Annotated in this window: 20 protein-coding genes and 1 riboswitch; of the genes, 10 read left to right on the top strand and 10 right to left on the bottom strand. The window is 75.2% G+C overall.

Translation table 11 applies throughout. The features are described 5' to 3' along the window. Window positions 1-18 precede the first annotated feature (18 nt). Both RSE42_RS09190 and RSE42_RS09185 read left to right on the top strand, forming a co-directional pair. Window positions 19-2,265 carry an MMPL family transporter gene (locus tag RSE42_RS09190; RefSeq protein ID WP_415298706.1) on the top strand — a complete coding sequence of 749 codons (2,247 nt, stop codon included), beginning with the start codon at window positions 19-21 and terminating at the stop codon, window positions 2,263-2,265. Between the two features lie 90 nt (window positions 2,266-2,355). Then, on the top strand, window positions 2,356-3,114 hold the full coding sequence (locus tag RSE42_RS09185; protein WP_085387987.1) for a response regulator transcription factor: 759 nt from the start codon (window positions 2,356-2,358) through the stop codon (window positions 3,112-3,114). On the opposite strand, the gene RSE42_RS09180 is transcribed toward RSE42_RS09185, so the two are convergent. The 3 genes from RSE42_RS09180 to aspS all read right to left on the bottom strand — a co-directional run bounded on the left by RSE42_RS09180 (window position 3,090) and on the right by aspS (window position 5,649). Next, a complete protein-coding gene (locus RSE42_RS09180; protein WP_415298703.1) occupies window positions 3,090-3,482 on the bottom strand; it encodes a hypothetical protein in 393 nt (130 codons plus the stop codon). The two genes, RSE42_RS09185 and RSE42_RS09180, sit on opposite strands and share 25 nt — an antisense overlap. After that, a complete protein-coding gene (locus RSE42_RS09175; protein ID WP_157837886.1) occupies window positions 3,479-3,616 on the bottom strand; it encodes a hypothetical protein in 138 nt (45 codons plus the stop codon). Before RSE42_RS09175 ends, RSE42_RS09180 begins: the two co-directional genes overlap by 4 nt. A gap of 197 nt (window positions 3,617-3,813) precedes the next feature. Further along, window positions 3,814-5,649 (bottom strand): aspartate--tRNA ligase, encoded by a 1,836-nt coding sequence (gene aspS, locus RSE42_RS09170; RefSeq protein WP_415298701.1) that lies wholly within the window; start codon window positions 5,647-5,649, stop codon window positions 3,814-3,816. A 284-nt stretch (window positions 5,650-5,933) separates the two neighbouring features. Between aspS and RSE42_RS09165 the strand changes: the two genes are divergently transcribed. Beyond that, window positions 5,934-6,401 carry a PPOX class F420-dependent oxidoreductase gene (locus tag RSE42_RS09165; protein WP_034650692.1) on the top strand — a complete coding sequence of 156 codons (468 nt, stop codon included), beginning with the start codon at window positions 5,934-5,936 and terminating at the stop codon, window positions 6,399-6,401. Window positions 6,402-6,407: 6 nt separating this feature from the next. Here the strand turns inward: RSE42_RS09165 and RSE42_RS09160 are convergent, their stop codons facing one another. Continuing rightward, window positions 6,408-8,063: an Rv2578c family radical SAM protein gene (locus tag RSE42_RS09160; protein ID WP_415298699.1), complete on the bottom strand. Its 1,656-nt coding sequence runs from the start codon at window positions 8,061-8,063 to the stop codon at window positions 6,408-6,410. A 43-nt stretch (window positions 8,064-8,106) separates the two neighbouring features. After that, a complete protein-coding gene (locus RSE42_RS09155) occupies window positions 8,107-8,544 on the bottom strand; it encodes a hypothetical protein (protein WP_034650696.1) in 438 nt (145 codons plus the stop codon). A 144-nt stretch (window positions 8,545-8,688) separates the two neighbouring features. Further along, window positions 8,689-8,808, top strand: a riboswitch (TPP riboswitch). 103 nt (window positions 8,809-8,911) lie between these two features. On the opposite strand from RSE42_RS09155, the gene RSE42_RS09150 reads away from it, so the two are divergent. The 3 genes from RSE42_RS09150 to RSE42_RS09140 are packed head-to-tail and all read left to right on the top strand — an operon-like array spanning window position 8,912 to window position 12,241. After that, a complete protein-coding gene (locus RSE42_RS09150; protein WP_081600204.1) occupies window positions 8,912-9,616 on the top strand; it encodes an ECF transporter S component in 705 nt (234 codons plus the stop codon). Next, complete coding sequence (locus tag RSE42_RS09145) at window positions 9,609-11,456, top strand: ABC transporter ATP-binding protein (RefSeq protein ID WP_415298697.1); 1,848 nt, start codon at window positions 9,609-9,611, stop codon at window positions 11,454-11,456. Before RSE42_RS09150 ends, RSE42_RS09145 begins: the two co-directional genes overlap by 8 nt. Continuing rightward, a complete protein-coding gene (locus RSE42_RS09140; protein ID WP_415298695.1) occupies window positions 11,453-12,241 on the top strand; it encodes an energy-coupling factor transporter transmembrane component T family protein in 789 nt (262 codons plus the stop codon). Before RSE42_RS09145 ends, RSE42_RS09140 begins: the two co-directional genes overlap by 4 nt. Before the next feature lie 17 nt (window positions 12,242-12,258). Here the strand turns inward: RSE42_RS09140 and RSE42_RS09135 are convergent, their stop codons facing one another. The 3 genes from RSE42_RS09135 to RSE42_RS09125 all read right to left on the bottom strand — a co-directional run bounded on the left by RSE42_RS09135 (window position 12,259) and on the right by RSE42_RS09125 (window position 15,197). Next, the gene (locus RSE42_RS09135) at window positions 12,259-12,927 is read right to left on the bottom strand and encodes a M23 family metallopeptidase (protein WP_415298693.1); all 669 of its coding nucleotides are present in this window, start codon (window positions 12,925-12,927) and stop codon (window positions 12,259-12,261) included. 28 nt (window positions 12,928-12,955) lie between these two features. Continuing rightward, window positions 12,956-14,353: a histidine--tRNA ligase gene (gene hisS, locus RSE42_RS09130; RefSeq protein WP_415298692.1), complete on the bottom strand. Its 1,398-nt coding sequence runs from the start codon at window positions 14,351-14,353 to the stop codon at window positions 12,956-12,958. 61 nt (window positions 14,354-14,414) lie between these two features. Further along, window positions 14,415-15,197 carry an MBL fold metallo-hydrolase gene (locus tag RSE42_RS09125; protein ID WP_415298691.1) on the bottom strand — a complete coding sequence of 261 codons (783 nt, stop codon included), beginning with the start codon at window positions 15,195-15,197 and terminating at the stop codon, window positions 14,415-14,417. 212 nt (window positions 15,198-15,409) lie between these two features. Here RSE42_RS09125 and RSE42_RS09120 point away from each other — a divergent pair, with 212 nt between their 5' ends. From RSE42_RS09120 to ligD, 4 genes are all read left to right on the top strand, one after another. Continuing rightward, window positions 15,410-16,159 carry a peptidylprolyl isomerase gene (locus RSE42_RS09120; RefSeq protein ID WP_144682666.1) on the top strand — a complete coding sequence of 250 codons (750 nt, stop codon included), beginning with the start codon at window positions 15,410-15,412 and terminating at the stop codon, window positions 16,157-16,159. Continuing rightward, window positions 16,156-18,006 (top strand): DUF349 domain-containing protein, encoded by a 1,851-nt coding sequence (locus tag RSE42_RS09115; protein WP_415298690.1) that lies wholly within the window; start codon window positions 16,156-16,158, stop codon window positions 18,004-18,006. The genes RSE42_RS09120 and RSE42_RS09115 overlap by 4 nt, the downstream gene beginning before the upstream one ends. Before the next feature lie 90 nt (window positions 18,007-18,096). After that, window positions 18,097-18,750 (top strand): hypothetical protein, encoded by a 654-nt coding sequence (locus RSE42_RS09110; RefSeq protein WP_415298688.1) that lies wholly within the window; start codon window positions 18,097-18,099, stop codon window positions 18,748-18,750. A 10-nt stretch (window positions 18,751-18,760) separates the two neighbouring features. Continuing rightward, window positions 18,761-19,837 carry a non-homologous end-joining DNA ligase gene (gene ligD / locus RSE42_RS09105; protein ID WP_415298687.1) on the top strand — a complete coding sequence of 359 codons (1,077 nt, stop codon included), beginning with the start codon at window positions 18,761-18,763 and terminating at the stop codon, window positions 19,835-19,837. Window positions 19,838-19,867: 30 nt separating this feature from the next. On the opposite strand, the gene RSE42_RS09100 is transcribed toward ligD, so the two are convergent. Both RSE42_RS09100 and RSE42_RS09095 read right to left on the bottom strand, forming a co-directional pair. After that, window positions 19,868-20,974, bottom strand: a complete 1,107-nt coding sequence (locus RSE42_RS09100) for an ATP-dependent DNA ligase (RefSeq protein ID WP_415298685.1) — start codon at window positions 20,972-20,974, stop codon at window positions 19,868-19,870. Between the two features lie 70 nt (window positions 20,975-21,044). Next, window positions 21,045-23,387, bottom strand: coding sequence for a RelA/SpoT family protein (locus RSE42_RS09095; RefSeq protein WP_415298683.1), 2,343 nt, complete (start codon window positions 23,385-23,387; stop codon window positions 21,045-21,047). Window positions 23,388-23,450 lie beyond the last annotated feature (63 nt).

Raw genomic sequence — 23,450 nt, 5'->3', positions numbered from 1 at the left:
GGTGGGATGCTGGCGCTCGTGTTCTCGAGCCTCGGTCGTCGTGTCGCCCGCCACCCGCGTCTCACCGTCGTCGTGTGGGTCCTGCTGACAGCGCTCGGCTTCGCGCTGGCGCTGTTCGGCGTCCACGGGGAGAGCGTGTTCGACCGTGTGACGACGGGCGCGCCGACGATCCCGGGCTCGGACAGCGAGCGGGCGTCGCAGGTCCTCGCGGAGAACGACGAGGGCGGGACGGAGATCACGCTCCTGGTGTCCGGCGTCGACCCGGCGGACCCGCAGGTCGTGGAGGCGATGACGGGGGTCGACGCCGACCTCGTCGCCATCGAGGGCGTGGACACGGTCATCGACCCGTACGTGATCCCGGGCGGCGTGGAGGACCCTGCGGCGCAGTCGCTCGTCGCGCAGGACGGTCGCGGCTTCCTCTCGGTCGTGACGCTGCGCACCGACCTCGACGCCGAGCGCACCGACGCGGTCGCGGACCGCGTCGTGGAGCAGCTCGAGGCCGTGCCGGACGTGCTCGCGGACGCCGCCCCGGAGGCGGCGGGGGACGCGACGGGCCTCGTGGGGTCGAACGGGCTCATCGTCGAGGCGATCACGAGCCAGGTGAAGGAGGACCTCACGACGGGTGAGGCCGTCGCCCTCCCGGTGGCGCTGCTCATCATGGTGCTCGTCTTCGGCGGGTTCCTCGCCGCGGCGATGCCGATGGCCGGGGCCGTCGCGTCGATCGGTGCCGGTCTCGGGGTGCTGCTGGGCCTGACGTACGTGCTCGACGTCGACGCCTCCATCGTCAACGTCGTCACCCTGCTCGGCCTGGGCCTGTCCATCGACTACGGGCTGCTCGTGGTGTCGCGGTTCCGGGAGGAGCTGCACCGGCTGATCGAGGCGGGCGACGACCCGTCGCTGCGCCGGCGGCGCGGCGACGGCGTGGTGCACGCGGCGCTCGTGCGCACCATGGAGACCGCGGGCCGCACGGTCGCGTTCTCGGCGCTGACGGTCGCGATCTCCATCGCGGGGCTCATGGTGTTCCGCCCCGACATCCTGCGCGCGGTCGGCGCGGCCGGGCTCGGCGTCGTCCTCGTGGCCGTCGCGACGGCGCTCACCCTCGTCCCGGCGCTGCTCGCGTACTCGGGCCGTCGCCTCGCCCGCCCCGGGCTGCTCGGCCGGGTCCCGGGCCTGCGCCGCGTGCTCGCCCGGACCGCGGACGTGCAGTCGGACGAGGGCGCGTTCTCCCGCCTCGCGGGGCGCGTCCAGCGGCACCCGCTGTGGGTGCTGCTCACCACGGCGGCGCTCCTCGTGGTCCTCGCGCTGCCGGTGCTCGGGCTGCAGCTGCGGAACTCCGGGATCGAGCTGCTCCCCCAGGGCTCTCCCCAGCGCGAGTTCGTGGACGAGCTCGCCGCGCAGTACCCGTCCAGTGCGGGCGCCCAGGTCGTCGCCGTCGTGGACGCGAGCGTCAAGGACGCCCAGGCGTGGGCCGACGACGTGGCGGCGCTCGACGGGGTCGAGAGCGTCGACCCGGCGGCGCCGCTGGGGTCGTACGCCGTCGTGGGCGTGCACGTCGACGCGGACGACGCCGGCGGGCCGGAGGCCGTGTCGGTCGTGCGGGAGGTCCGTGCGACGGACCCGGGCTTCGACGTGTGGGTCACCGGTCAGGCGGCGGGGCAGGTCGACTTCCTCGAGGCGCTCGGCGAGCGCGTGTGGTGGGCCGTGGGGATCGTCGTCGGCGCGACGCTCGTGCTGCTGTTCCTCATGACCGGCTCGGTCGTGGTGCCGGTGAAGGCGCTCCTGACGAACGCGCTGTCGCTCGCCGCCTCGCTCGGGGTCCTCGTGTGGGTCTTCCAGGACGGCCACCTCGAAGGGCTGCTGAACTTCTCGTCCGTGGGCGGGATCGAGACGTACGTCGTCGCGCTGGTCGTCGCGTTCGCGTTCGGCCTCGCCATGGACTACGAGGTGTTCCTGCTCGCGCGCATCAAGGAGCTGTACGACGCCGGGCTCTCCAACGACGAGGCGGTCCGCCTCGGCCTGCAGCGCTCCGGGCGGATCATCACGTCGGCGGCGGCGATCATCGTCGTCGTGTTCGCGGGCTTCGTCTTCGGCGACCTGCTCGTCATCAAGGAGGTCGGGTTCGCGCTCGCCGTCGCCGTCCTCATCGACGCGACGATCGTGCGCCTCCTGCTGGTCCCCGCGACGATGACGCTGCTCGGGCGGTACAACTGGTGGGCACCCGGGCCGCTGCGCCGGGTGCACCGCCGGCTCGCGATCACCCACTGAGACGCCCCGACCGGCGGGGACGGTTCGTGCGCGGGCACTCCCGCGGGCGGCTACGGTAGGCGGCAGACTCAGTCGCACGGGGGGAGACGGATGGCGGACAACACGCGCACCGCAGTCATCGTCGAGGACGACGCGGAGATCCGTGATCTCCTGCGGACGGTGCTCGGTCAGGCAGGCTTCATCACGGAGGCGGCCGCGACCGGCGTCGAGGGCGTGGAGCTCGTCCGGCGGACCGACCCGGTCGTGACGACCCTCGACGTGAGCCTGCCCGACATCGACGGGTTCGAGGTGTGCCGGCGCATCCGTCAGATCTCCGACACCTACATCGTGATGCTCACCGCGCGCACCGACGAGATCGACACCCTCATGGGCCTGGACGCCGGTGCCGACGACTACCAGACGAAGCCGTTCCGCCCGCGCGAGCTGCGCGCACGGATCGAGGCCCTCCTGCGGCGCCCGCGACGCGGCCTGCCGTCGGACGGCGCCGACGCCGCACGGCCCGCCCCGACGGACCACGAGCCGACCCTCGTGGGGTCGGACGGGCTCCTGCTGGACGTCCCGCGACGCACCGCCACGGTCGACGGCGAGGCCGTCCACCTCACGCGCAGCGAGTACGACCTCCTGGGAGCGCTCGTCGAGGCGGCGGGTCGCGTCGTCAGCCGCAACGAGCTCGTCCGCGTCCTGTGGGGCGAGGAGTACGACGCCGGCACGTACGTCACGGACGCGGACCGGCGCAGCGTGGAGGTGCACATCGCGAACCTGCGCCGCAAGCTCGGCGACGGTCCGTCGTCGCCCCGGTGGATCCGCACCGTGCGCGGCGTCGGCTACCGGTTCGACCCCACGGGCTGACCGACGGCGGGCGGCGGTTCGCCGAGCAGCAGCGCCACCTCGTCGCACGCGCTGCGCGCGGCGGCCCGCAGCGTCGCGAGCGCGCGCGCCTCGTCCGCGGTCGTGCGGTGCCCGGCGCGGTGCCGGTCGAGCACCGCGGAGGCGGCGTCCCCGACCTCCGCGGCCCCGACCATGAGCGACGTCGACCGCACCGTGAGCAGCGTGCTGCGCGCCTCCTCGTCGTCGCCCCGGGCGAGCGCGACCGCCGCCGCGTCGACCCGTGGGACGACGAGGTCCCGGTACGCGACGAAGAAGCGCCGGACCGCCTGCACGTCGCCGTCCAGGTCGTCCGTGAGCGCCGTCCACGCCTGGCGCAGGTCCTCCCTCACGTGCGGGGGCCGTGGTGGCGGCCCGGGACGTCCCGGGTCTCGTCGGGCGTGCACCGATCACGGTCGAGCCGGGCGCCGTGGGGCGCAGGCTCGACGACGTCGACCGCGTCGCGGTCGGTGAGCAGGGCGGTCATGAGTGCCTCGTTCTCGTGGTGTCCGACGGGATCGATCCTGCGCGCCCTGGCGCGAGGGACCCGCCGCGTCGGCGCAGCGAAACCTCAGGATCTGCTCAAGATCCTGAGGTCGCGGCAGCGGGATCAACAGCTTCCGGACGCGCGGAGGGCGCGCCACCCGGCGGGGTGGCGCGCCCTCGGCGTCAAGCGTGCTGGGGTCAGGCGTCCGTGCGCCCGCTCTCGCCGGCTGCGCCGCCCTCAGCACCGCCCTCGCTGCCGCCGTCGTGCGACGGGGCGGCGGGCTTCGCGTCGACGCCCGCCTCCTTGCGCTGCTCGGGCGTGATCGGGGCGGGTGCCTGCGTCAGCGGGTCGTACCCGCCGCCCGACTTGGGGAACGCGATGACGTCGCGGATGGAGTCCGACTTCGTCAGCAGCGCGACGATGCGGTCCCAGCCGAACGCGATCCCGCCGTGCGGGGGCGCACCGAACTTGAAGGCGTCGAGCAGGAAGCCGAACTTCTCCTGCGCCTCCTCGGGCCCGATCCCCATGACGTCGAAGACGCGCTCCTGCACGTCCCGACGGTGGATACGGATGGACCCGCCGCCGATCTCGTTGCCGTTGCACACGATGTCGTAGGCGTAGGCGAGCGCCTCGCCCGGGTTCTGCTCGAACGTGTCGACCCAGTCCGGCGTGGGCGACGTGAACGCGTGGTGCACGGCGGTCCAGGCGGAGTGGCCCAGATCGACGTCGTCGTCCTCGCCGGTCGGCTTGAACAGCGGCGCGTCGACGATCCAGACGAACGCCCACGCGTCGTCGTCGATCTGACCCGTCCGCTTCGCGATCTCCTGGCGCGCGGCGCCGAGCAGGGCGCGCGAGTCCGACGTCTTGCCCGCGGCGAAGAACACGGCGTCCCCCGGCTGCGCGCCGGTCGCGTCGCGCAGGCCCTCGCGCTCGGCGTCGGACAGGTTCTTCGCGACGGGGCCGCCGAGCGTGCCGTCCTCGCCGAACGTCACGTACGCGAGGCCGCGAGCGCCGCGCTGCTTGGCCCACTCCTGCCACGCGTCGAACTGGCGGCGCGGCTGCGAGGCCCCGCCCGCCATGACGACGGCGCCGACGTACTCGGCCTGGAACACGCGGAACGGGGTGTCCTGGAAGTAGTCCGTGAGCTCGACGAGGGGGTTGCCGAACCGGAGGTCGGGCTTGTCGGACCCGTACAGCCGCATGGCGTCGTGGAAGGTCATGCGCGGGATGGGCGTCGGGATCGTGTACCCGATGAGCTCCCACAGCGCGACGAGGATCTTCTCGGCGAGCGCGATGACGTCGTCCTGCTCGACGAAGCTCATCTCGACGTCGAGCTGCGTGAACTCCGGCTGGCGGTCCGCACGGAAGTCCTCGTCGCGGTAGCAGCGCGCGATCTGGTAGTAGCGCTCCATGCCCGCGACCATGAGGAGCTGCTTGAACAGCTGGGGCGACTGCGGCAGCGCGTACCAGGAGCCGGGCGCGAGGCGCGCGGGCACGAGGAAGTCGCGCGCGCCCTCGGGCGTCGAGCGGGTGAGCGTCGGCGTCTCGATCTCGACGAACTCCTCGGCGTCGAGCACGCGGCGTGCGGCCTGGTTCGCCTTGGCGCGCAGGCGCAGGGCGTGCGCGGGGGCGGGCCGGCGCAGGTCGAGGTAGCGGTGCTTGAGGCGCGCCTCCTCGCCGATCGTCTCGGTGTCCGCGAGCGCCGTCGAGACCTGGAACGGCAGGGCCTCGGAGGTGTTGAGCACGACGACGTCGGTCGCGACGACCTCGATCTCGCCCGTGGGCAGGGACGGGTTCTCGTTCCCGTCGGGGCGGCGCGAGACCTCGCCCGTGACCTGGAGGACGAACTCGTTGCGCAGCGGGTGCGCGACGGCCTCGTCGCGGATGACGACCTGGGCGATGCCGGAGGCGTCGCGCAGGTCGATGAAGGCGACGCCGCCGTGATCGCGCCGACGGTCGACCCAGCCCGTGAGGGTGACGGTCTGACCGGTGTGCTCGGCCCGCAGTGAGCCGGCCGTTCGGGTGCGCAGCACGGAGGGTTCCTTCCAGGTGGGCGGTGGGGGGGTCGCGCTCCCGGAGCGGGGGCGCGTCCGCTGAAGTCTAGTGCGGGCGGGCGGGCGGCTCGACCGGATACCTCCGACCGGAGGCGGCCGACGGTCGGCTCTCGACCGGCGGGGGCGACCGGATACCGTGGCGGTGCCGCCGCGACGTCCCGTGGCGGCACCGCCGGGACCGGCGCGGCGCCTGCGGGCGCGCACGGGCCGACCGGCCGCGGCAGGGCCGTCCGGCCCGCCGCCCGCACGAAGGAGGGTGACCCGTGGCACGCACCATCGCGACGAACCGGCGCGTCGAGCGCGACGAGCTCGAGGGGTTCCTGCGCTCCCGGCACGACGGCGTCCTCGTCACCACCCGCGCCGACGGCCGCCCCCAGCTCAGCCCGGTCACGTACGGCGTCGACGACGCGGGTCGGGTCGTCGTGTCGACGTACCCGGAGCGCGCCAAGGCGGTCAACGTGCGCCGCGACCCGCGCGCGTCGCTGCTGTCCCTGGGCGAGCGGTTCTCCGACCCGTGGGTGCAGGTCGACGGCGAGGCGGAGGTGATCGACCTGCCCGAGTCGGTCGAGCCGCTCGTCGACTACTACCGCGCCGTCGGCGGCGAGCACCCGGACTGGGACGAGTACCGCGCCGCCATGGTCACCCAGGGCAAGTCGCTCGTGCGGCTGACGATCACGCGCTGGGGACCGGTGGCGACGGGCGGCTTCCCGGCGCGCCTCGCCGACGCCTGACACAGGTCAGAACAGGACCTGCTCCACTCCCCCGCCGACGACGTCGAGCCCGCCGCCGTCCACGGGCATGCCCGCGAGCGCCCCGCCGTGGCCGTCGCGCGCGTCCTGCGGCGCCGGGTCGACGGCGAGGCTGCCGGCCGGGTAGGCACCGTCCGTCGGCGGTCCTGACCGGCGGTGCCGGTCGCCGGGCTCGCCGCGGCGGAACCGGCCCTCGACGCCCGCGGGGCCGCGGTGCCCCGCGACCCCGAACCCGCGCGCCTCGAGCATCGGCCGCACCCGGTCCCACAGCCAGGACCGGTACGCCGTCGAGGCGTACGTGCCGCGGGCGTACACGCGCTCGTACCCGGGGACGAGGCGCGGGTGCTCGCGCGCGAGCCAGCCCATGTACCACTCGCGTGTGCCGGGCTTGAGGTGCAGCGGCAGCACCGTGACGCCCGTCGCGCCCGCATCCTTGACGGCGTCGAGCAGCTCGGTGAGCGCGCGGGTCGAGTCGGTGAGCCACGGCAGCACGGGAGCGACCATGACGCCGCACGGCAGACCGGCCTCCCGGACCGTGCGGACGAGGTCGAGCCGCGCGCGCGGCGAGGGCGTGCCCGGCTCGACGCTCGCCTGGAGCTCGGGGTCCAGGAGCGCGAGGGACACGCCGATCCCGACCTCGACGCGCGAGGCGGCGTCGACGAGCAGGGGCAGGTCCCGGCGCAGGAGCGTGCCCTTGGTCAGCACGGACAGCGGCGTGCCCGACCCGGCGAGCGCGTCGATGATGCCGGGCATGAGGCGGTAGCGCCCCTCGGCGCGCTGGTACGGGTCGGTGTTGGTGCCGAGCGCGACGGCCTCGCGCGCCCAGGACGGGCGGGCGAGCTCGGCCCGCAGCACGTCGTCGACGTTGACCTTGACCACGACCTCCCGGTCGAAGTCCTCCCCCGCGTCGAGGTCGAGGTACTGGTGCGTGGGGCGGGCGAAGCAGTTGTGGCTCACGACCCCCGCGGCGACGAAGTCGCGCGTGCCGGTCGTGATGTCGACCAGCTCCGTCGTCTCCCCCGGCCCGTCGAGCGCTTCCAGGGAGTCGACGCGCAGCGCCTCGCCGCCGGTGACGTCCTGGCCGTCGAGGACGGGCCGCCCCTCCGCGAGCGCCGCGGCGCCCGGCCCGACGAGTACGTCGCCGAGCGCCAGGCGGGCACGGTGCCCGGCACCGCCGACGACGTGGCGCCACCCGCGCTCGGTGAGGAACCGGTGGTCGCCGCTCGCGACGAGGCGCGTGCCGTCGGCGAGGGTCACGCGGTAGGCGCGCTTGCGGGTGGCCCAGCGGTCGAGCACGCGGGTACGCACGTAGCGCCGGTACGCGCCGTGCGGGACGGTGCCGACGATCTCGTCGCCGACACGCAGCTCGCCGATCGGCCGTTGCGCGCCGTCGGCCAGCAGCACCGGGGTGGCGGGCGCGAGGCAGTAGGAGCACGCGTGGCTGCACCCGCGGTACGGGTTGACGGTCCACCGGAACGGCATGCGCGACATCGCCGGCACCTTGGACAGCGCGCTCTTGGCGGTGACCTCGTGGAACGTGATGCCCGCGAACTCGGGCGTGCGCACGCTGCGGACGAGGCCGACCCGCTCCAGCCCGGGGAGCGCGCCGTCGTCCGCGCCGAGCACCTGTCCGTCCCACCGCATCGCGCCATTCGAACAAACGTTCGAACGCGCTGTCAAGAGCGGGTCAGCCGTCGGCGGACCACGCCTTGAGCAGCGCCAGGTTCCCGAGGGGGATGTGGTGGCCGATGCGCGGGTGGTCCAGCGCGACACCGACGACCCCGGCCGCGCCGAAGGACGCGACGTAGTCGATCGCCGCCGGCACAGGTACCCCGAGCAGCGGCACGGAGCCTGTCTCGTCGTCCGCCAGACCGAGCGCCCGGGCCGCCTCGTCCGCGCGCGCGGCGCTGCTGTAGAGGCAGATCATGGGCCCCTGGTCCGCAGCGACGGCGTACGGACGGGGCTGGTCCTCGGACCCCCGCGCGATGAAGAACCACGTGCCGAGGCGCACCGTCTGCCGCCACAGCGCGATCTGCGCCGACGTGTCGCCCGCGGGCGCGCTCCGCACGGCCTCGTCGAGGCGGTCCAGCTCTGCGACCGCGGCGGAATCGTTGTCTCGGGTCATGCGCGCTGCCTCGTCCCTCGTGGTCGGAGCCCGTCCCCGGTCCGCGCGGGCTCCTCGTCGCCGTCACCTTCTCACGGCGGCCGGGCGTCCCGGTGGGTGAGACGCCGGGATTGTCCGGCGGGCGTCCAGGCCCTAGGGTCGGGCCGAACGCCCCCGGGGAGCGCATGAGCGCTGAGAGTGCAGGCCGGACACCCGTCCCCCCTGCAGACCCGTGGAACCTGATCTGGTTCGTACCAGCGAAGGGAGCAGGGCGGACGTCACCGTCCCCTGCGCGCTCGTGCCCGCGCCCCGCGCGTGCCGTCCGCGCGGGGCGCGGTGGCGCGCCGTCGTGCACCCCTCGCCCCGGGGGCCCGACGGAGGGAACCGCATGACCGAGCCCCGCACCACGCCGCCCCGGGCGACCCCGCCCACCGCCACGCCCGACGACCGACCCGACGGCGTGGGTCCCACGCCCGCCCCCCGGGACCGCGCCGTCGCCGCTCCCCCGAGCCGTGCCCGACGCCGCGGCCTCACCCTCCACGAGACGGTCCTCGTCGCCGTGCTGGGGGTCGTGTTCGGGTTCGTCTACTGGGCGTTCGTGCAGCTCTGGGCCCCGCTCCAGCTCGCGATGGGACCGCTCGCGGACCTCGCCGCCAACGTGCTCGCCGGCGCGTGGATCGTCGTCGGCCCGCTCGCGACGTACATCGTGCGCAAGCCGGGCGTCGGCATCCTCACCGAGACGCTCGCGGCGCTCGTCGAGGTGGTCTTCCTCGCGTCGCCCGCCGGCCCGCTGCTCGTCCTCGTGGGGCTCGTCCAGGGCGTGGGTGCCGAGATCCCCTTCGCCCTCACCCGGTACCGCCGCTACGGCTGGTGGGTCTTCGTCGCGTCGGGCGTCAGCGCGGCGCTCGTCACGTACGCGTTCAACGCGGTCCGCTTCGGCTGGCTCGGGCAGGACTACGCGATGCTCCGGCTCGGCGTGCAGGTCGTCTCGTGCGTCGTGCTGTGCGGGATCGCGGCGCGCCTCCTCGGCGACGCCCTCGCCCGCACCGGCGCGCTCGACGCCTTCGCGATCGGGGCTGACCGCCGTGGCTGAGGCACCGACCGCCGCACCGGACGTCACGCCGGACGCCGTGCCCGGCGACCTGCCCGACGCCGTCGCCGCCGCCGGCCTGACCGTCACCGTGGGCCACGACGGCACGCGCGTGCTCGACGACCTCACCCTCACCGTCCCCGCGGGCACCGGGCTGCTCGTGCTCGGCCCCTCGGGCTGCGGGAAGTCCACGCTGCTGCGTGCGCTCGTCGGCGTCGTGCCCCACACGCTGCCGGGCTCCGTCGCGGGGGACCTGCGCGTGACGGGCGTCGACCCGCGCGACACGACCCCGGCGGCGCTCGCCGCGCGCGTCGGCCTCGTCCAGCAGCGGCCGGGCGACCAGCTCTGCCTCGCCCGCGTCGACGACGAGCTGCGGTTCGCGCTCGAGAACCGGGCCGCGGACCCGCGCACGATGGACGCCCGCGCCGCCACCGCGCTCGCCGCCGTCGGTGCGGACCACCTGCACGACCGGCCGACCCACGCGCTGTCGGGGGGCGAGGCGCAGCGCGTCGCCCTCGCGGCGGCGCTCGTCGCCGACCCCGAGCTCGTGGTCCTCGACGAGGCGACGGCGTTCCTCGACCCGGCGGCGGCGCACGAGGTCGGGACGCTCGTGGGCGGGCTCGTCCGGGCGCCCGGACGGGACGCGCCCGACACCCCCGGCCGGTCGGTCGTGCTCGTCGAGCACCGCCTCGACGACGTCGGGACACTCCCGGCCGCGACGCTCGTGCTCGGCGACACCGGTCGCGTCGTCGCGCACGGCCCCACGACCGCCGTCCTGCGCGCGCACGCCGCCACGCTCGCCGCGCTCGGGTGCTGGCTGCCGCTCGACATCCGGCTGGAGCACGCCGGAGCCCCGGGCCCGCTCGGCGCACCCGCGACCGACGCCTGGCTCGTCAACCTCGCGCGCTCCGCCGACCCCCGCACCGCCGACCCCCGCGCCGCGGACCCCCGTGACGCAGACACCGGCCCGGCGGCGCTCGCCCCTGACCGCCCGGTCGCCCTGCGTGCCCGTCGCCTCGCGGTGCACCGCGCCGCGACAGGCCGCCGACGGCGCGGGCGGGACGAGACGCCGGTGGTGCGCGACGTCGACCTCGACGTGCACGCGGGCGAGGTGCTCGCAGTGGTGGGGCCGAACGGCGGCGGCAAGTCGACCCTCCTGCGCGGGCTGGCGGGACTCGAACGGACCACGGGCGAGGTCACGACGGCGCCCGGCGCGCCCGTCGCGATGGTGTTCCAGGACCCGGAGCACCAGCTCCTCGCGCGCACGGTCCGCGACGAGGTCGCCTGGTCGGCCCGGCTCGCGCGGCTCGACGACGTCGACGGACGCGTCGCGCGCACCCTCGACGCGTTCGCCCTCACGCACCTCGCCGACGCGAACCCGTACCGGCTCTCCGGCGGCGAGCAGCGGCGACTGTCCCTCGCGACGGCGACGGTGCTCGACCCGCCCGTCCTCCTCGCCGACGAGCCCACGTCGGGGCTCGACCGCGCCCAGGCGGACGCCGTCGCCAACGCGCTGCGCGAGCGCGCCGACGCGGACGGCGCGGTGGTCGTCGTCACGCACGACCTCGCGCTCGTCGCGGCCCTCGCCGACCGTGTCGCCGTCGTCGTCGGCGGCCGGCTCGTGGCGCTCGGGCCGCCCGCCACCGTGCTGGCCGACGACGCGCTGTGCCGGCGCGCCCGCCTGCGCCGTCCTCCCCTGCTCGCGTGGTGGGCCCGCACGGGCCACCGCCACGGCGTGGACCCGGGCGCGCTCGTCCGGGCGCTCGACGCCGCCGTCGGCACCGCCGTCGCGGCCGAACCCGCAGAGACCGCGCCCGCAGCCCTCGCGGAGGTCGCCCGGTGAGCGCGCCGCACAGCACGCCCCTCGGGCGCTGGAACCCGACGGTCAAGCTGGCGACCGTCCTCGTCGTGTCGACGGGTGCGCTGCTCGTCACCGACCCGTACACCCCCGCGATCGGGTGGGTGCTCACGGTCGTGGCGCTGCTGATCGCAGGACGCGTCCCCGTGCGCACGCTCGCCCTGGCGCACGTGCCCTTCCTCGTGTTCGCGACGAGCCTGCTGGTCGTCAACGTCGCCACCCGGCCCGGCGGCGACCCGGTCGACCTGGGCCCGGTCACCGTCGGCTCCGACGGCCTGACGATCGGCGCCGGGCTCGCGGTGCGCACGCTGCTCGTCGGCGCCCTCTCGCTCACGGTCGCGGTGACGACCGACCCGGTGCGCCTCATGACGAGCCTCCACCAGCACGGGCGGCTGCCCCTGACGTGGACGTACGCGGTGCTCGCGGCCCACCGGCTGCTCGTCGAGCTGCCCGACGCCTGGCACACCATCCGCTGTGCCCAGGCCGTGCGCGACCCGCGGCGGCGCCCCGGCACGCTCCCCCGGTCCCCCCGCGCGCTCGGCACCGCCGCGTTCGCCCTCCTCGTCGGCGCCGTGCGCCGGTCCGAGCGCCTGACCGTGGCGCTCGAGTCGCGGGGCCTGGGGTCCGGTCCGCGCACCACGGCGCGGCCCGTCCCGCTCGGTGTGCCCGACGTCGTCGCCGCGGTCGCCGTGCTGGCCGTCGCCGCGGCGGTGGTCGTCGTCGGGGTCCGCGGGGGGTGGGTCACGGGGCTGGGCGCGCTCACGGCGTGAGGCCTGCCGGACCGCGGTCACGCGGGCTCGACGACCGCACCCTCCGCCGGGACGCCGAGGTCCACGACGCGCGACGAGCCGTCGCGGGACCGCTCGCGGAAGCCCCGGAAGACGAGCGGCAGCCCGCGGGCGGCGAGCGCGTCCGGCGCGTCCATGGCCTGCACGTGCACGTGCGGCTGCGTCGAGTTCCCCGAGCTCCCGCACCGGCCCAGCTCCTCGCCCGCCTCGACCCGTCGGCCGGGCACGACGGCCACGGACCCGGCGCGCAGGTGCGCGAGGACGACGTACGTGCCGGGCGGGTCGAGGGCGAGCACCACGTGGTTGCCCGCGAGCGCCGCGGCGCCACCGCGCGCCCGCGCCGCCTGCGTGAGCGCGTAGCCGAGCAGCGCGGTGGGCGACCGGCGGGCCTCGTGGTCGGGCTCGCCGTCGTGCACCGCGACGACGGTGCCCGCCGCCGGGGCGAGCACGGGCAGCCCGAACGCGACGAACCGCTCGGGCGGCTCGGTGCCCAGCACGGTGCGCCAGTCGCGTACGGCGGCGGTGCGCCGCCCTCGGACGGCGACGAAGTCGATCGCGTACGTCGTCGCGAAGAGGTCGGTGCCGTGGCTCGGCACGCGGCGCGCCGGGCTGTTGCGGACGAGCCACGTCCCCTGGAAGGGCAGGGCGAGCTCGACGGGTCGCGTCACGTCGCCCTCCCCTCCCCGGTGCGGCGGGTCAGCCGTCCGCGGGCACGACGCGCGGGAAGCGGTCCTCGGCGGGCGGCTCCCACGTCGCCGCGTCGGCGTCGACCTGCTCCCCCGAGCGGATGTCCTTCACCTGGTCGGACGAGCGCGTGCCGTCGTCCTCGACGCGCGCGGGGAACCAGACGAACGGGATGCCGCGCCGGTCGGCGTAGCGGATCTGCTTGCCGAACTTCGCGGCGGCGGGCGCGACCTCGACCGGGACCCCGCGGGCGCGCAGCGCGTGCGCGACCGCGTCGGAGGCGTCGCGCGTCTCCTCGCTCGTGACGGCCACGACGACGGCGCTCGGCACGGACCGCGTCGCGCGCACCAGGCCCGCGGACAGCAAGCGCGACACGAGCCGGGACACGCCGATCGACAGACCGACGCCGGGGTAGGTGTTCGCACCGTCGGACGCGAGCGTGTCGTAGCGCCCGCCCGAGCAGATCGAGCCGAGCTGCTCGTGGCCCACGAGCACGGTCTCGTAGACGGACCCGGTGTAGTAGTCGAGGCCGCGCGCGATCTTGAGGTCGGCGACGACGACGCCCGGGGCGCGCACGCTCGCGGCCTCGATCAGCGCGCCGAGCTCGCCCAGCCCGGTCTCCAGCAGCTCGCTCTCCACGCCGTGCTCGGCGGCGAGCGCTCGCACGCGGTCGACCACGCCGGAGTCGCTCCCGCTGATGCCCGCGAGCGCGAGGCACGCCTGCGCCTGCTCGGGCGTCGTGCCGGCCTCGGACTCGAGCAGCGCGGCGACCGTCCCGGGGCCGACCTTGTCGAGCTTGTCGATCTGGCGCAGGACGTCGTCGACCGCGTCGATGCCGAGCCCGCGGTAGAACCCCTCGGCGACCCGGCGGTTGTTCACGAGGACGCGGACCTCGGGCACGCCGATGTCGCGCAGCGCGCCGAGGGCCTCGGCCATGACGAGCGGCAGCTCGACCTCGTAGTGGTAGGGCAGCTCGCCCGCGCCGACGACGTCGACGTCGGCCTGGGTGAACTCGCGGAAGCGCCCGTCCTGGGGGCGCTCGCCGCGCCACACCTTCTGGATCTGGTAGCGCTTGAAGGGGAACGCGAGGTGCCCGGCGTTCTCGAGCACGTAGCGCGCGAACGGGACGGTGAGGTCGAAGTGCAGGCCGAGCTGCTTGTCACCCTTCGCGGCCGACCCGGCCGCGGCGTCGTCCTGCGGCTCCTCCTGGAGCCTGCGCAGGACGTAGACCTCCTTCGACGTCTCCCCCTTGCGCAGGAGCTGGTCGAGCGGCTCGACCGCGCGCGTCTCGATGCCGGCGAACCCGTGCAGCTCGAACACCCGGCGCAGGGTGTCGAGGACGTGCTGCTCGACGATCCGACCGTCGGGGAGCCATTCGGGGAAACCGGAGAGGGGTGTGGGCCTGGCCATGGGTCAGATCTTCCCAGACGCCGGGACGGGCGACCGCATCGTCCGGCCCCCGGTCCTTCGCTCAGCGGGCAAGAAAGGGGTTCGTCGCCAGCTCGCGTGCGACCGTCGTCGCCGGGCCGTGCCCCGGGAGCACGTCCCAGGCCGGGTCCAGGTGCGCGACGACGTCGCGCAGGGTCCGGGCCATCGTCGCGCCGTCCCCGCCCGGCAGGTCGGTGCGGCCGACGGAGCCCGCGAAGAGGACGTCGCCGCTGAGCACGAGACCCGCTCCCGGCTCGCCCACGAGGTAGAGCGTGGAGCCCTCGGTGTGCCCGGGCGCGCCCACCGCGCGCAGCGCGACGCCGCCCCAGCGCAGCTCCTGCTCGCCGCCCGCAGGCACGTCGAACGTCTCGACGCGGCTCGGCTCGCGGTAGTCCTGCGGCCCGGCGCCGGCCGCCGCGAGCGCCGCGCCGAGCGGGCCGGACACGACGGCGCCCGGCCGGCTCGCGGCGGGCCCGCCGTGCTCCAGGCTCCCGAACGGGTCCGCGAGCCGGTACGCGTCGGCCGCGTGCAGCACGACGGGAACCCCGAAGCGGTCGGCGAGCGCCGCGGCGTCCCACGTGTGGTCGACGTGGCCGTGCGTCGCGAGGACGGCGCGGGGCACGAGGCCGGCGGAGCGGACGTGCGCGACGACGGCGTCCGCGACCCCGGCCCCCGCGTCGACCACCACGCAGTCGCCGCCCGGGGCGCTCACCACCGTGCAGTTCGTGCCAAAGACGGGCGCCACCACCACGTGCACGGCCGGTCCGGGCGGGGTCGCGCCGTGCTCGGCAGAGGGAGTCGGCGTCGTGCCACGAGGTCGGTCCACGAGGGCGAGGGTAGCCCGCGGCACGGGCGGCGGGGCGGCTCCGGGCGGGCGCAGCGCGGGTTGCGGGCGGCGCCGTCGATACCGGACCGTGACCTGCGCGCAGCAAATCCACCCGCCACCAGGGTTCTCGGTGCCTAGACTGTCCCGTACCGACCACGGCCGCACCGGGGTCGACCGTGCGCGCCGTCGCGGCGCCGGACGAAGGAGCTGGGGTGTCGACGAAGAGTCGCGAGCGCGAGCAGGCGCGTCGTCGTGAGGAGAAGTGGGACCGTCACGTGGCCCAGCTCCGGGCGAAGCGCCAGCGCACGTGGTCGATCGTGGGCGTCGTCGTCGCGCTCGTCGTGATCGGCGTCGCCGTCTGGTGGGCGCTCGCCGCCACCCAGGATCCCGGCACCGACCCGGGCGGCGACACGGGCGCGGCGCCCTCGGGCGAGCACACCCTGCCGCCCGCGTCCGCCGCCGAGGGCCGTGACTGGACCACGACGCTCACCACGAGCGCGGGCGACCTCACGCTCACGCTCGACGGCGCGGCCGCCCCGCAGGCGGTCGCGAGCTTCGTGTCCCTCGCCGAGTCCGGGTACTTCGACGGCACGTCGTGCCACCGCCTCACGACGTCGGGCATCTACGTGCTCCAGTGCGGCGACCCGACGGGCACCGGCACGGGCGACCCGGGCTACAAGTTCGGCCCCGTCGAGAACGCCCCCACCGACGACGTCTACCCCGCGGGGACCGTCGCCATGGCCCGCCAGGGCGGGGACGCCGACTCGATGGGCTCGCAGTTCTTCCTCGTCTACGAGGACTCGACCATCCCGTCCGACGCAGCGGGTGGTTACACGGTGTTCGGCACCATCACGTCCGGCCTGGACGTCGTCCAGGCAGTCGCTGACGCGGGGACGCAGGACGGATCCGGCGACGGGTCCCCCGCCACCCCGGTCACCATCGAAGGAGTTGAGACCCAGTGAGCGATCCCGCCCAGAACCAGGCGAGCGCACCGGCACCGGAGCCCGCGGAGGCGAGCGAGACCGGACGGGTCGACGCGACAGACGTGGAGCCGACGCCCGAGGCCACCGAGGCCACCGAGGCCACCGAGGCCACCGAGGCCACCGAGGCCACCGACGAGGGTCCCGCCTCCGCCGCGGCCGAGGAGGCCGCCCCGGCCGAGCAGGCGGAGGCCACGCCCGCCGCCGAGGCCGAGGGGGCCGCCGCACCGGCGGCGGAGGCCGAGACCGCCCCCGCGGCCGAGCAGACCGAGGCCCCCGCGGCCGACGACGCTCCCGTCGCCGAGGCCGAGACCGACGCGCCCGCTGACGCGGCACCGGAGGCGCCTGCCGCCGACGCAGCTGACGCAGCCGACAACGCTCCCGCCGACGCAGCTCCCACCGCCGAGGCGGCACCCCGGCCCGCCGCCCCGCGTCCCGGGCCGCGACCCAAGCCGTCGGCGCTCCCGCACCCGCCGCGCAAGCCGGCCGCCCCGGCCGCGGGCGCTCCCGCCGCAGCGGCCGTCGTGCCGGAGGTGCCCGCCGTCCCGGCGCTTGCCGACGACTCGGCCGCCGCCAAGGCCGCGGCCGCGTTCGGTCGGGTCGACGAGGACGGCACGGTGTACGTCCGCGAGAGCGCGGGCGAGCGCTCCGTCGGGCAGTTCCCGGGCGTCGGCGCCGACGAGGCGCTCACGCTGTACGTGCGCCGCTACCTCGACCTCCAGGCGAAGGTCGCGCTGTTCGAGGCGCGGCTGACGAGCACGGACCTGTCGGTCAAGGAGATCGACCAGACGATCGCCCGGCTCACCGAGGAGACCGCGGAGCCCTCCGCGGTCGGCGACCTGGACGGGCTCCGGGCGCAGGTCGAGTCGCTGCGCGGCGCCGCTGCCGAGCGTCGCGCGCAGCTCGAGGCGGAGCGCGCCGCGGCGAAGGCCGCGGCTCTCGAGGCCCGCACGGAGATCATCGAGGCCGCCGAGAAGATCGCCGCGACCGATCCGAGCCGCATGCAGTGGCGGCCCGCGGGCGAGGAGCTGCGCGGGCTGCTGGAGCGCTGGAAGGAGGCCCAGCGCTCGGGCCCGCGCATCGACCGCGCGAGCGAGGAGGCGCTGTGGAAGCGGTTCAGCCACGCGCGCACCGCGTTCGACCGCGAGCGCCGGCACTACTTCGCCGAGCTCGAGCAGCGCAACGCCTCCGCGAAGGCCGCGAAGGAGAAGCTGGTCGAGGAGGCCGAGGCGCTGTCGTCGAGCACCGACTGGGGCCCGACGGCGGGCGCGTACCGCGACCTCATGGCGCGCTGGAAGGCCGCGGGCCGGGCGAGCCGCAAGGACGACGACGCGCTGTGGGCCCGCTTCCGCGCCGCCCAGGACACGTTCTTCCAGGCGCGCGACGCGGTGAACTCCGCGACGGACGCCGAGTACGCGGCGAACCTCGAGGTCAAGGAGGCGCTGCTCACCGAGGCTGAGGCGCTCGTGCCCGTCAAGGACCTCGCCGCGGCCAAGGCGGCGCTGCGCGACCTCCAGGAGCGCTGGGAGGAGGCCGGCCGCGTGCCGCGCGGCGACCTGCAGCGCGTCGAGGGCCGTCTGCGCGCCGTCGAGAACGCGGTCCGCGACGCCGAGCAGGCGCAGTGGACGCGGAGCAACCCCGAGACGCGCGCCCGCGCGGAGGGTGCGGCGGCGCAGCTCGAGGCCGCGATCGAGGCGCTCGAGGCCGACCTCGCCGCCGCGCAGAGCCGCGGGGACGCGCGCGCGGTCAAGGAGGCCGAGACGGCGCTCGCCGCGAGGCGCTCCTGGCTCGAGCAGGTCGTCCGCGCGGCGGAGGACTCGCGCGGCTGACGCACTCCCGCTCGGTCGCAGGGCCGGCGCTCGTCCATAGACGCGCGCCGGCCCTTCCGTGTCCCCACCGCCGTGCGGCACGGTAGGGGCGTGCCCGCAGCCACGACCGCGCCCGACCACGCCGCACCCGCCCGCGCCACGGGGCACGTCCGCGCCGCCGCGCTCGCGCACCTGCTCGCGCCGCCGGGACCGGAGTTCGGCCTGCTCGTCGTCCCGGAGGACGTCGGCGGGCCGGCGGCCTTCCAGGAGCTCGTCCGCGCGGGCGCCCTGCGTCGGCTGTGGGGCGACGTCGCCGCTCCGGCGAGCGTCCCCGTCACCCCCACGCTGCGCGCGCTCGCCGTCCGCGACCAGGTCCCGCGCGGCACGGTGCTCGCGGGCGCGGCCGCCGCGTGGGTGCTGTGCGGCTCCGCGCCGCCCCGCGTGCTCGACGTCGTCCACCCGCCCGGGCGTCACCGTCCGCCGCCGCGGCAGGGCCGGGCCGCGCGGCAGGCGCACGTGCTGCGCGACGAGACGAGCCTCGTCGCAGGCGTGCTCGTCACGTCGGTGCTGCGGACCGCGCTCGACGTCGCCACCCGGTGCGAGCCGGTGCAGGCGCTGAGCACCCTGCGCCGGCTGGAGGTGGTGTGCGGGCTCGACGCCCGTGCGGCGGCGCGATCGCTCGAGCTGCGCCACCGATGGGTCGGCCGGGCGCAGGCGCGGCGCGCCCTCGCGCTCCTGCTCGCCGGGACCGACGACCCGGTCTAGGTTGGTCGGCATGGCCGCAGCCACGACTCCCCCCGTGGAGCTCGACGTCCGAGGACGGACCGTGCGCGTCACGAGCCCGGACCGCGTCGTCTTCCCCGCGCGCGGGCTCACCAAGCTCGACGTCGTGCAGTACTTCCTCGACGTGGGCGACGGCATCCTCGGCGCCCTGGTCGACCGCCCGACGACGCTCGAGCGCTGGCCCAAGGGCGTGTTCGAGGGCGCCCGCATGAGCACGCGCACGGACAACACCGGCGACGCGTTCTACCAGAAGCGCATCCCGAAGGGCGCGCCCGAGTGGGTGCAGACCGCGCGCATCGCGTTCCCGAGCGGGCGCACGGCCGACGAGGTGTGCCCCACGAAGCTCGCCGTCGTCGCCTGGGCGGCCAACCTCGGCACGCTGACGTTCCACCCGTGGCCCGTGCGCGGCGGGGACGTCGAGGCGGTGGACCAGCTCCGCATCGACCTCGACCCCCAGCCGGGCACCGACTTCGACGACGCCGTGCGCGTCGCACCGCACCTGCGCGAGATCCTCGACGAGCTCGGCCTCCCCGGCTACCCCAAGACGTCGGGCGGTCGCGGGATCCACGTGTTCGTCCCGGTCGCGCCCGAGTGGGACTTCGTGGCCGCGCGCCGCGCGACGATCGCGATCGGTCGTGAGCTCGAACGGCGCCTGCCGGACCAGGTCACCACGAAGTGGTGGAAGGAGGAGCGCGGCGCCAAGATCTTCGTCGACTACAACCAGATGGCGCGCGACCGCACGATCGCGTCGGCCTACTCGATCCGCTCCAACCAGCGCGCGACGGTGTCCGCTCCCCTGCGCTGGGAGGAGCTCGGCGACGTCCACCCGGACGACTTCGACGTGCTGTCGATGCCCGCGCGCTTCGCCGCGGTGGGCGACCTCTTCGCACCCCTGCGCGCCGACCGGGAGGACCCGGGCGCGTCGCTCGAGCCCGCCCTGGAGCTGTCCCGCCGCGACGAGGCCGAGCACGGGCTCGGGGACCTCCCCTACCCGCCCGAGTACCCGAAGATGCCCGGCGAGCCCAAGCGCGTCCAGCCGAGCAAGGACCGGGACCGCGCCCGGGACTGACGTGCCGCGACCACGCGGGTGCGGGCGGCGTCAGTCGACGCCGGGCGCCCCGGGGAGGATGCCCGTGAGGTCGTAGCGCACCGGCTCCTCGAGCTGCTCGTAGGTGCACGACTCCGGGTCCCGGTCGTCGCGCCAGCGCCGGAACTGCGCGGTGTGCCGGAACCGGGAGCCTTCCATGTGGTCGTAGGCGACCTCGACCACGCGCTCCGGACGCAGCGGCGTGAACGACAGGTCCTTGCCCGAGCTCCAGCGCGACACCGCACCCGGCATCCGCTCGCCGGCGGGGTTCTCCCATCCGGACCACGGGTGCGCGTCCGCGTCCGGCGTGCCCGGCTCGACGACGAGCGGCGCGAGCTCCTCGACCAGCGCGGCGCGCCGCGCCGTCGGGAACGACGCGGCCACGCCCACGAACTGGAGCTGGCCCGCGTCGTCGTACAGGCCGAGCAGGAGCGAGCCGAGCAGCGGCTTCGCGAAGGTCGACGTCTTGTGCAGGCGGTACCCCGCGAGCACGACGTCCGCCTCGCGACCGTGCTTGATCTTGAGCATCGCGCGCTTGTTCGGCTGGTACGTGCCGTCGAGCTGCTTGGCGACGACGCCGTCCAGGCCCGCGCCCTCGAACGTGTCGAACCACTCCCGCGCCACGGCGACGTCGCGCGTGCGGGGCGTGGCGTGCACCGCCGGGCCGTCGAGGCCCAGGGAGTCGAGCACCTCCTGCCGCCGCGCGAGCGGCGCGCGCGTGAGGTCCTCGTCCCCCAGCGCGAGCACGTCGAACACGACGAGGGCCGCGGGGGTCTGCTCCGCGAGCAGGCGCACGCGCGAGGCCGCCGGGTGGATACGCTGCTGGAGCACCTCGAACTCGAGGCGACCGTCCCGCGCGACGACGATCTCGCCGTCGACCACGCACCGGGGCGGGAGCGCGGCCCGGACCGCTTCGACGACCTCGGGGAAGTAGCGGTCCATGGGCCGCGCGTTCCTGCTGTCGAGCCGCACCTCGTCGCCGTCGCGGTACACGATCGCGCGGAAGCCGTCCCACTTCGGCTCGTACACGTACCCCCCGTCGACGGCGTCGGGCTCGGGCACGGCGGGCACGGACTTCGCGAGCATGGGCAGCACGGGGGGCATGACGGGCAGGTCCATGTGCCGATGCTGCCACCGGGCCTGCCGCCCTGCGCGGCGTGGTGCCGCCGAGCCGCCTCCCGGCCCCGGCTCAGGCGGGGAGCTGCGCCGTCTCGGCGGCCTTCGTCCCCGTGATGCGGTAGACGTCGAACACGCCGTCGACCTTGCGGACCGCGCTGAGGACCTGCGCGAGGTGCGCGGGCTCCGCCATCTCGAAGACGAAGCGGGACATCGCCACGCGGTCGTTCGAGGTCGAGACGGTCGCCGAGAGGATGTTCACGTGGTTGTCCGACAGGACGCGCGTCACGTCGGAGAGCAGGCGCGCGCGGTCGAGCGCCTCGACCTGGATCTGCACGAGGAACATGGCGTTGCTGCCCGTGGTCCACGAGACGTCGACGATCCGCTCGGGCTGGTTTCGCAGCCCGACGACGTTCGCGCAGTCCGCGCGGTGCACGCTCACGCCCTGCCCGCGCGTGACGAACCCGATGATCTCGTCGCCCGGGACCGGGGTGCAGCACTTCGCGAGCTTGACCCAGATGTCGTCGACGCCCTTGACCATGACGCCCGGGTCGCCCGTGCGCACGCGGCGCGCGGTGTTCCCGGGGCGCGCGGTCTCGGCGACGTCCTCGACCGTGCCCTCCTCGCCGCCCATCGCCTGGACGAGCTTGGAGACGACGTTCGCCGCCGACACCTGGCCCTCGCCGATCGCCGCGTACAGCGCGGTGACGTCCGCGAAGCGGAGCTCGTTGGCGAGCGCGACGAGCGACTCGTGCGACAGCAGGCGCTGGATCGGCAGGTTCTGCTTGCGCATCGCCTTGGCGATCGCGTCCTTGCCGTGCTCGACGGCCTCCTCGCGGCGCTCCTTGGAGAACCACTGCCGGATCTTGTTGCGCGCCCGCGGGCTCTTGACGAAGGCGAGCCAGTCGCGGCTCGGACCCGCGTTCTCCGACTTCGAGGTGAGGACGTCGACCGAGTCGCCGTTCTCGAGCGTCGAGTCGAGCGGGACGAGCCGCCCGTTGACGCGCGCGCCCATGGTCCGGTGCCCGACCTCGGTGTGCACCGCGTAGGCGAAGTCGACCGGCGTCGCGCCCGCCGGCAGCGCCATGACGTCGCCCTTGGGGGTGAAGACGTAGACCTCCGCGCCGCCGATCTCGAAGCGCAGCGAGTCGAGGAACTCGGCCGGGTCGGCCGTCTCCCGCTGCCAGTCCACGAGCTGGCGCAGCCACCGCATGTCGTTGGCCGCGGCGTCGTCCTTCGCCGTCTTGCCGCCCGACTTCGCGGTCTCCTTGTACTTCCAGTGCGCCGCGACGCCGTACTCCGCGCGCCGGTGCATCTCGTGCGTGCGGATCTGGATCTCGACCGGCTTCCCGCCCGGCCCGATGACCGTCGTGTGCAGCGACTGGTACATGTTGAACTTCGGCATCGCGATGTAGTCCTTGAACCGCCCCGGCACGGGGTTCCACCGCGCGTGCAGCGCACCGAGCGCCGCGTAGCAGTCCCGGACGCTGTCCACCAGGACGCGCGCGCCGACGAGGTCGTAGATCTCCGCGAAGTCGTGGCCGCGCACGATCATCTTCTGGTAGATCGAGTAGTAGTGCTTCGGCCGGCCGGTGACGGTCGCCTTGATCTTCGCGCTGCGCAGGTCGGCCGTGACCTGCTCGCGCACGACGGCCAGGTACTCCTCGCGCGCCGGCGCGCGCTCGGCGACGAGGTGGACGATCTCGTCGTACACCTTGGGGTACAGGGCCTGGAACGACAGGTCCTCGAGCTCCCACTTGATCGTGTTCATGCCGAGGCGGTGGGCGAGCGGCGCGTAGATCTCGAGCGTCTCGCGCGCCTTGCGCCCCGCCGACGACGACGACACGTACTTCCAGGTGCGCGCGTTGTGCAGGCGGTCGGCGAGCTTGATGACGAGCACACGGATGTCCCGTGCCATGGCGACGACCATCTTGCGCACCGTCTCGGCCTGCGCCGCGTCGCCGTACGTGACCTTGTCGAGCTTGGTCACGCCGTCGACGAGCATGGCGATCTCCTCGCCGTACTCCTCGGTGAGCTGCGCGAGCGAGTAGTCGGTGTCCTCGACCGTGTCGTGCAGCAGCGCGGCGGCGAGCGTCGACCCGTCGAACCCGAGCTCGGCGAGGATCGTCGCGACCGCGACGGGGTGCGTGATGTACGGGTCGCCGCTCTTGCGCAGCTGGCCGCGGTGGGCGCGCTCTGCGGTCTCGTACGCGCGCTCGATGACGCTCAGGTCCGTGCGCGGGTGGTTGGTGCGGACGGCCTGGAGCACCGGCTCGAGCGCCGGGCTGCCCGCGTTGGGGCGCGCGCCGAAGCGGACGAGGCGCGAGCGCACACCGCGCCCGCCCGACCCGCCGGTGCCGGAGGTCGGGGCGCCCGCGCGCTCAGGAGCGCGCGACGTCCGGGTGTTCTCGCTCATGCGCGCCTCCTTCCGCAGGGCGGCCGCCACCGGCACGATGCCGGCGACCAGCCGAGACGACCG

Source organism: Cellulosimicrobium sp. SJTW-1, assembly GCF_047716875.1.
GTDB classification, from domain to species: domain Bacteria; phylum Actinomycetota; class Actinomycetes; order Actinomycetales; family Cellulomonadaceae; genus Cellulosimicrobium; species Cellulosimicrobium funkei.
The sequence above is the reverse complement of the archived record's forward strand: the minus strand, read 5'-3'. Positions and strand labels throughout refer to the sequence as shown.

Coding starts and splice junctions, on each gene's coding strand:
- RSE42_RS09175 (WP_157837886.1), bottom strand. CDS start 3,616: ATGACCGCCCTGCTCACCGACCGCGACGCGGTCGACGTCGTCGAGCCT.
- hisS (WP_415298692.1), bottom strand. CDS start 14,353: ATGGCCAGGCCCACACCCCTCTCCGGTTTCCCCGAATGGCTCCCCGAC.
- RSE42_RS09095 (WP_415298683.1), bottom strand. CDS start 23,387: ATGAGCGAGAACACCCGGACGTCGCGCGCTCCTGAGCGCGCGGGCGCC.
- RSE42_RS09100 (WP_415298685.1), bottom strand. CDS start 20,974: ATGGACCTGCCCGTCATGCCCCCCGTGCTGCCCATGCTCGCGAAGTCC.
- ligD (WP_415298687.1), top strand. CDS start 18,761: ATGGCCGCAGCCACGACTCCCCCCGTGGAGCTCGACGTCCGAGGACGG.
- RSE42_RS09150 (WP_081600204.1), top strand. CDS start 8,912: ATGACCGAGCCCCGCACCACGCCGCCCCGGGCGACCCCGCCCACCGCC.
- RSE42_RS09155 (WP_034650696.1), bottom strand. CDS start 8,544: ATGACCCGAGACAACGATTCCGCCGCGGTCGCAGAGCTGGACCGCCTC.
- RSE42_RS09160 (WP_415298699.1), bottom strand. CDS start 8,063: ATGCGGTGGGACGGACAGGTGCTCGGCGCGGACGACGGCGCGCTCCCC.
- RSE42_RS09185 (WP_085387987.1), top strand. CDS start 2,356: ATGGCGGACAACACGCGCACCGCAGTCATCGTCGAGGACGACGCGGAG.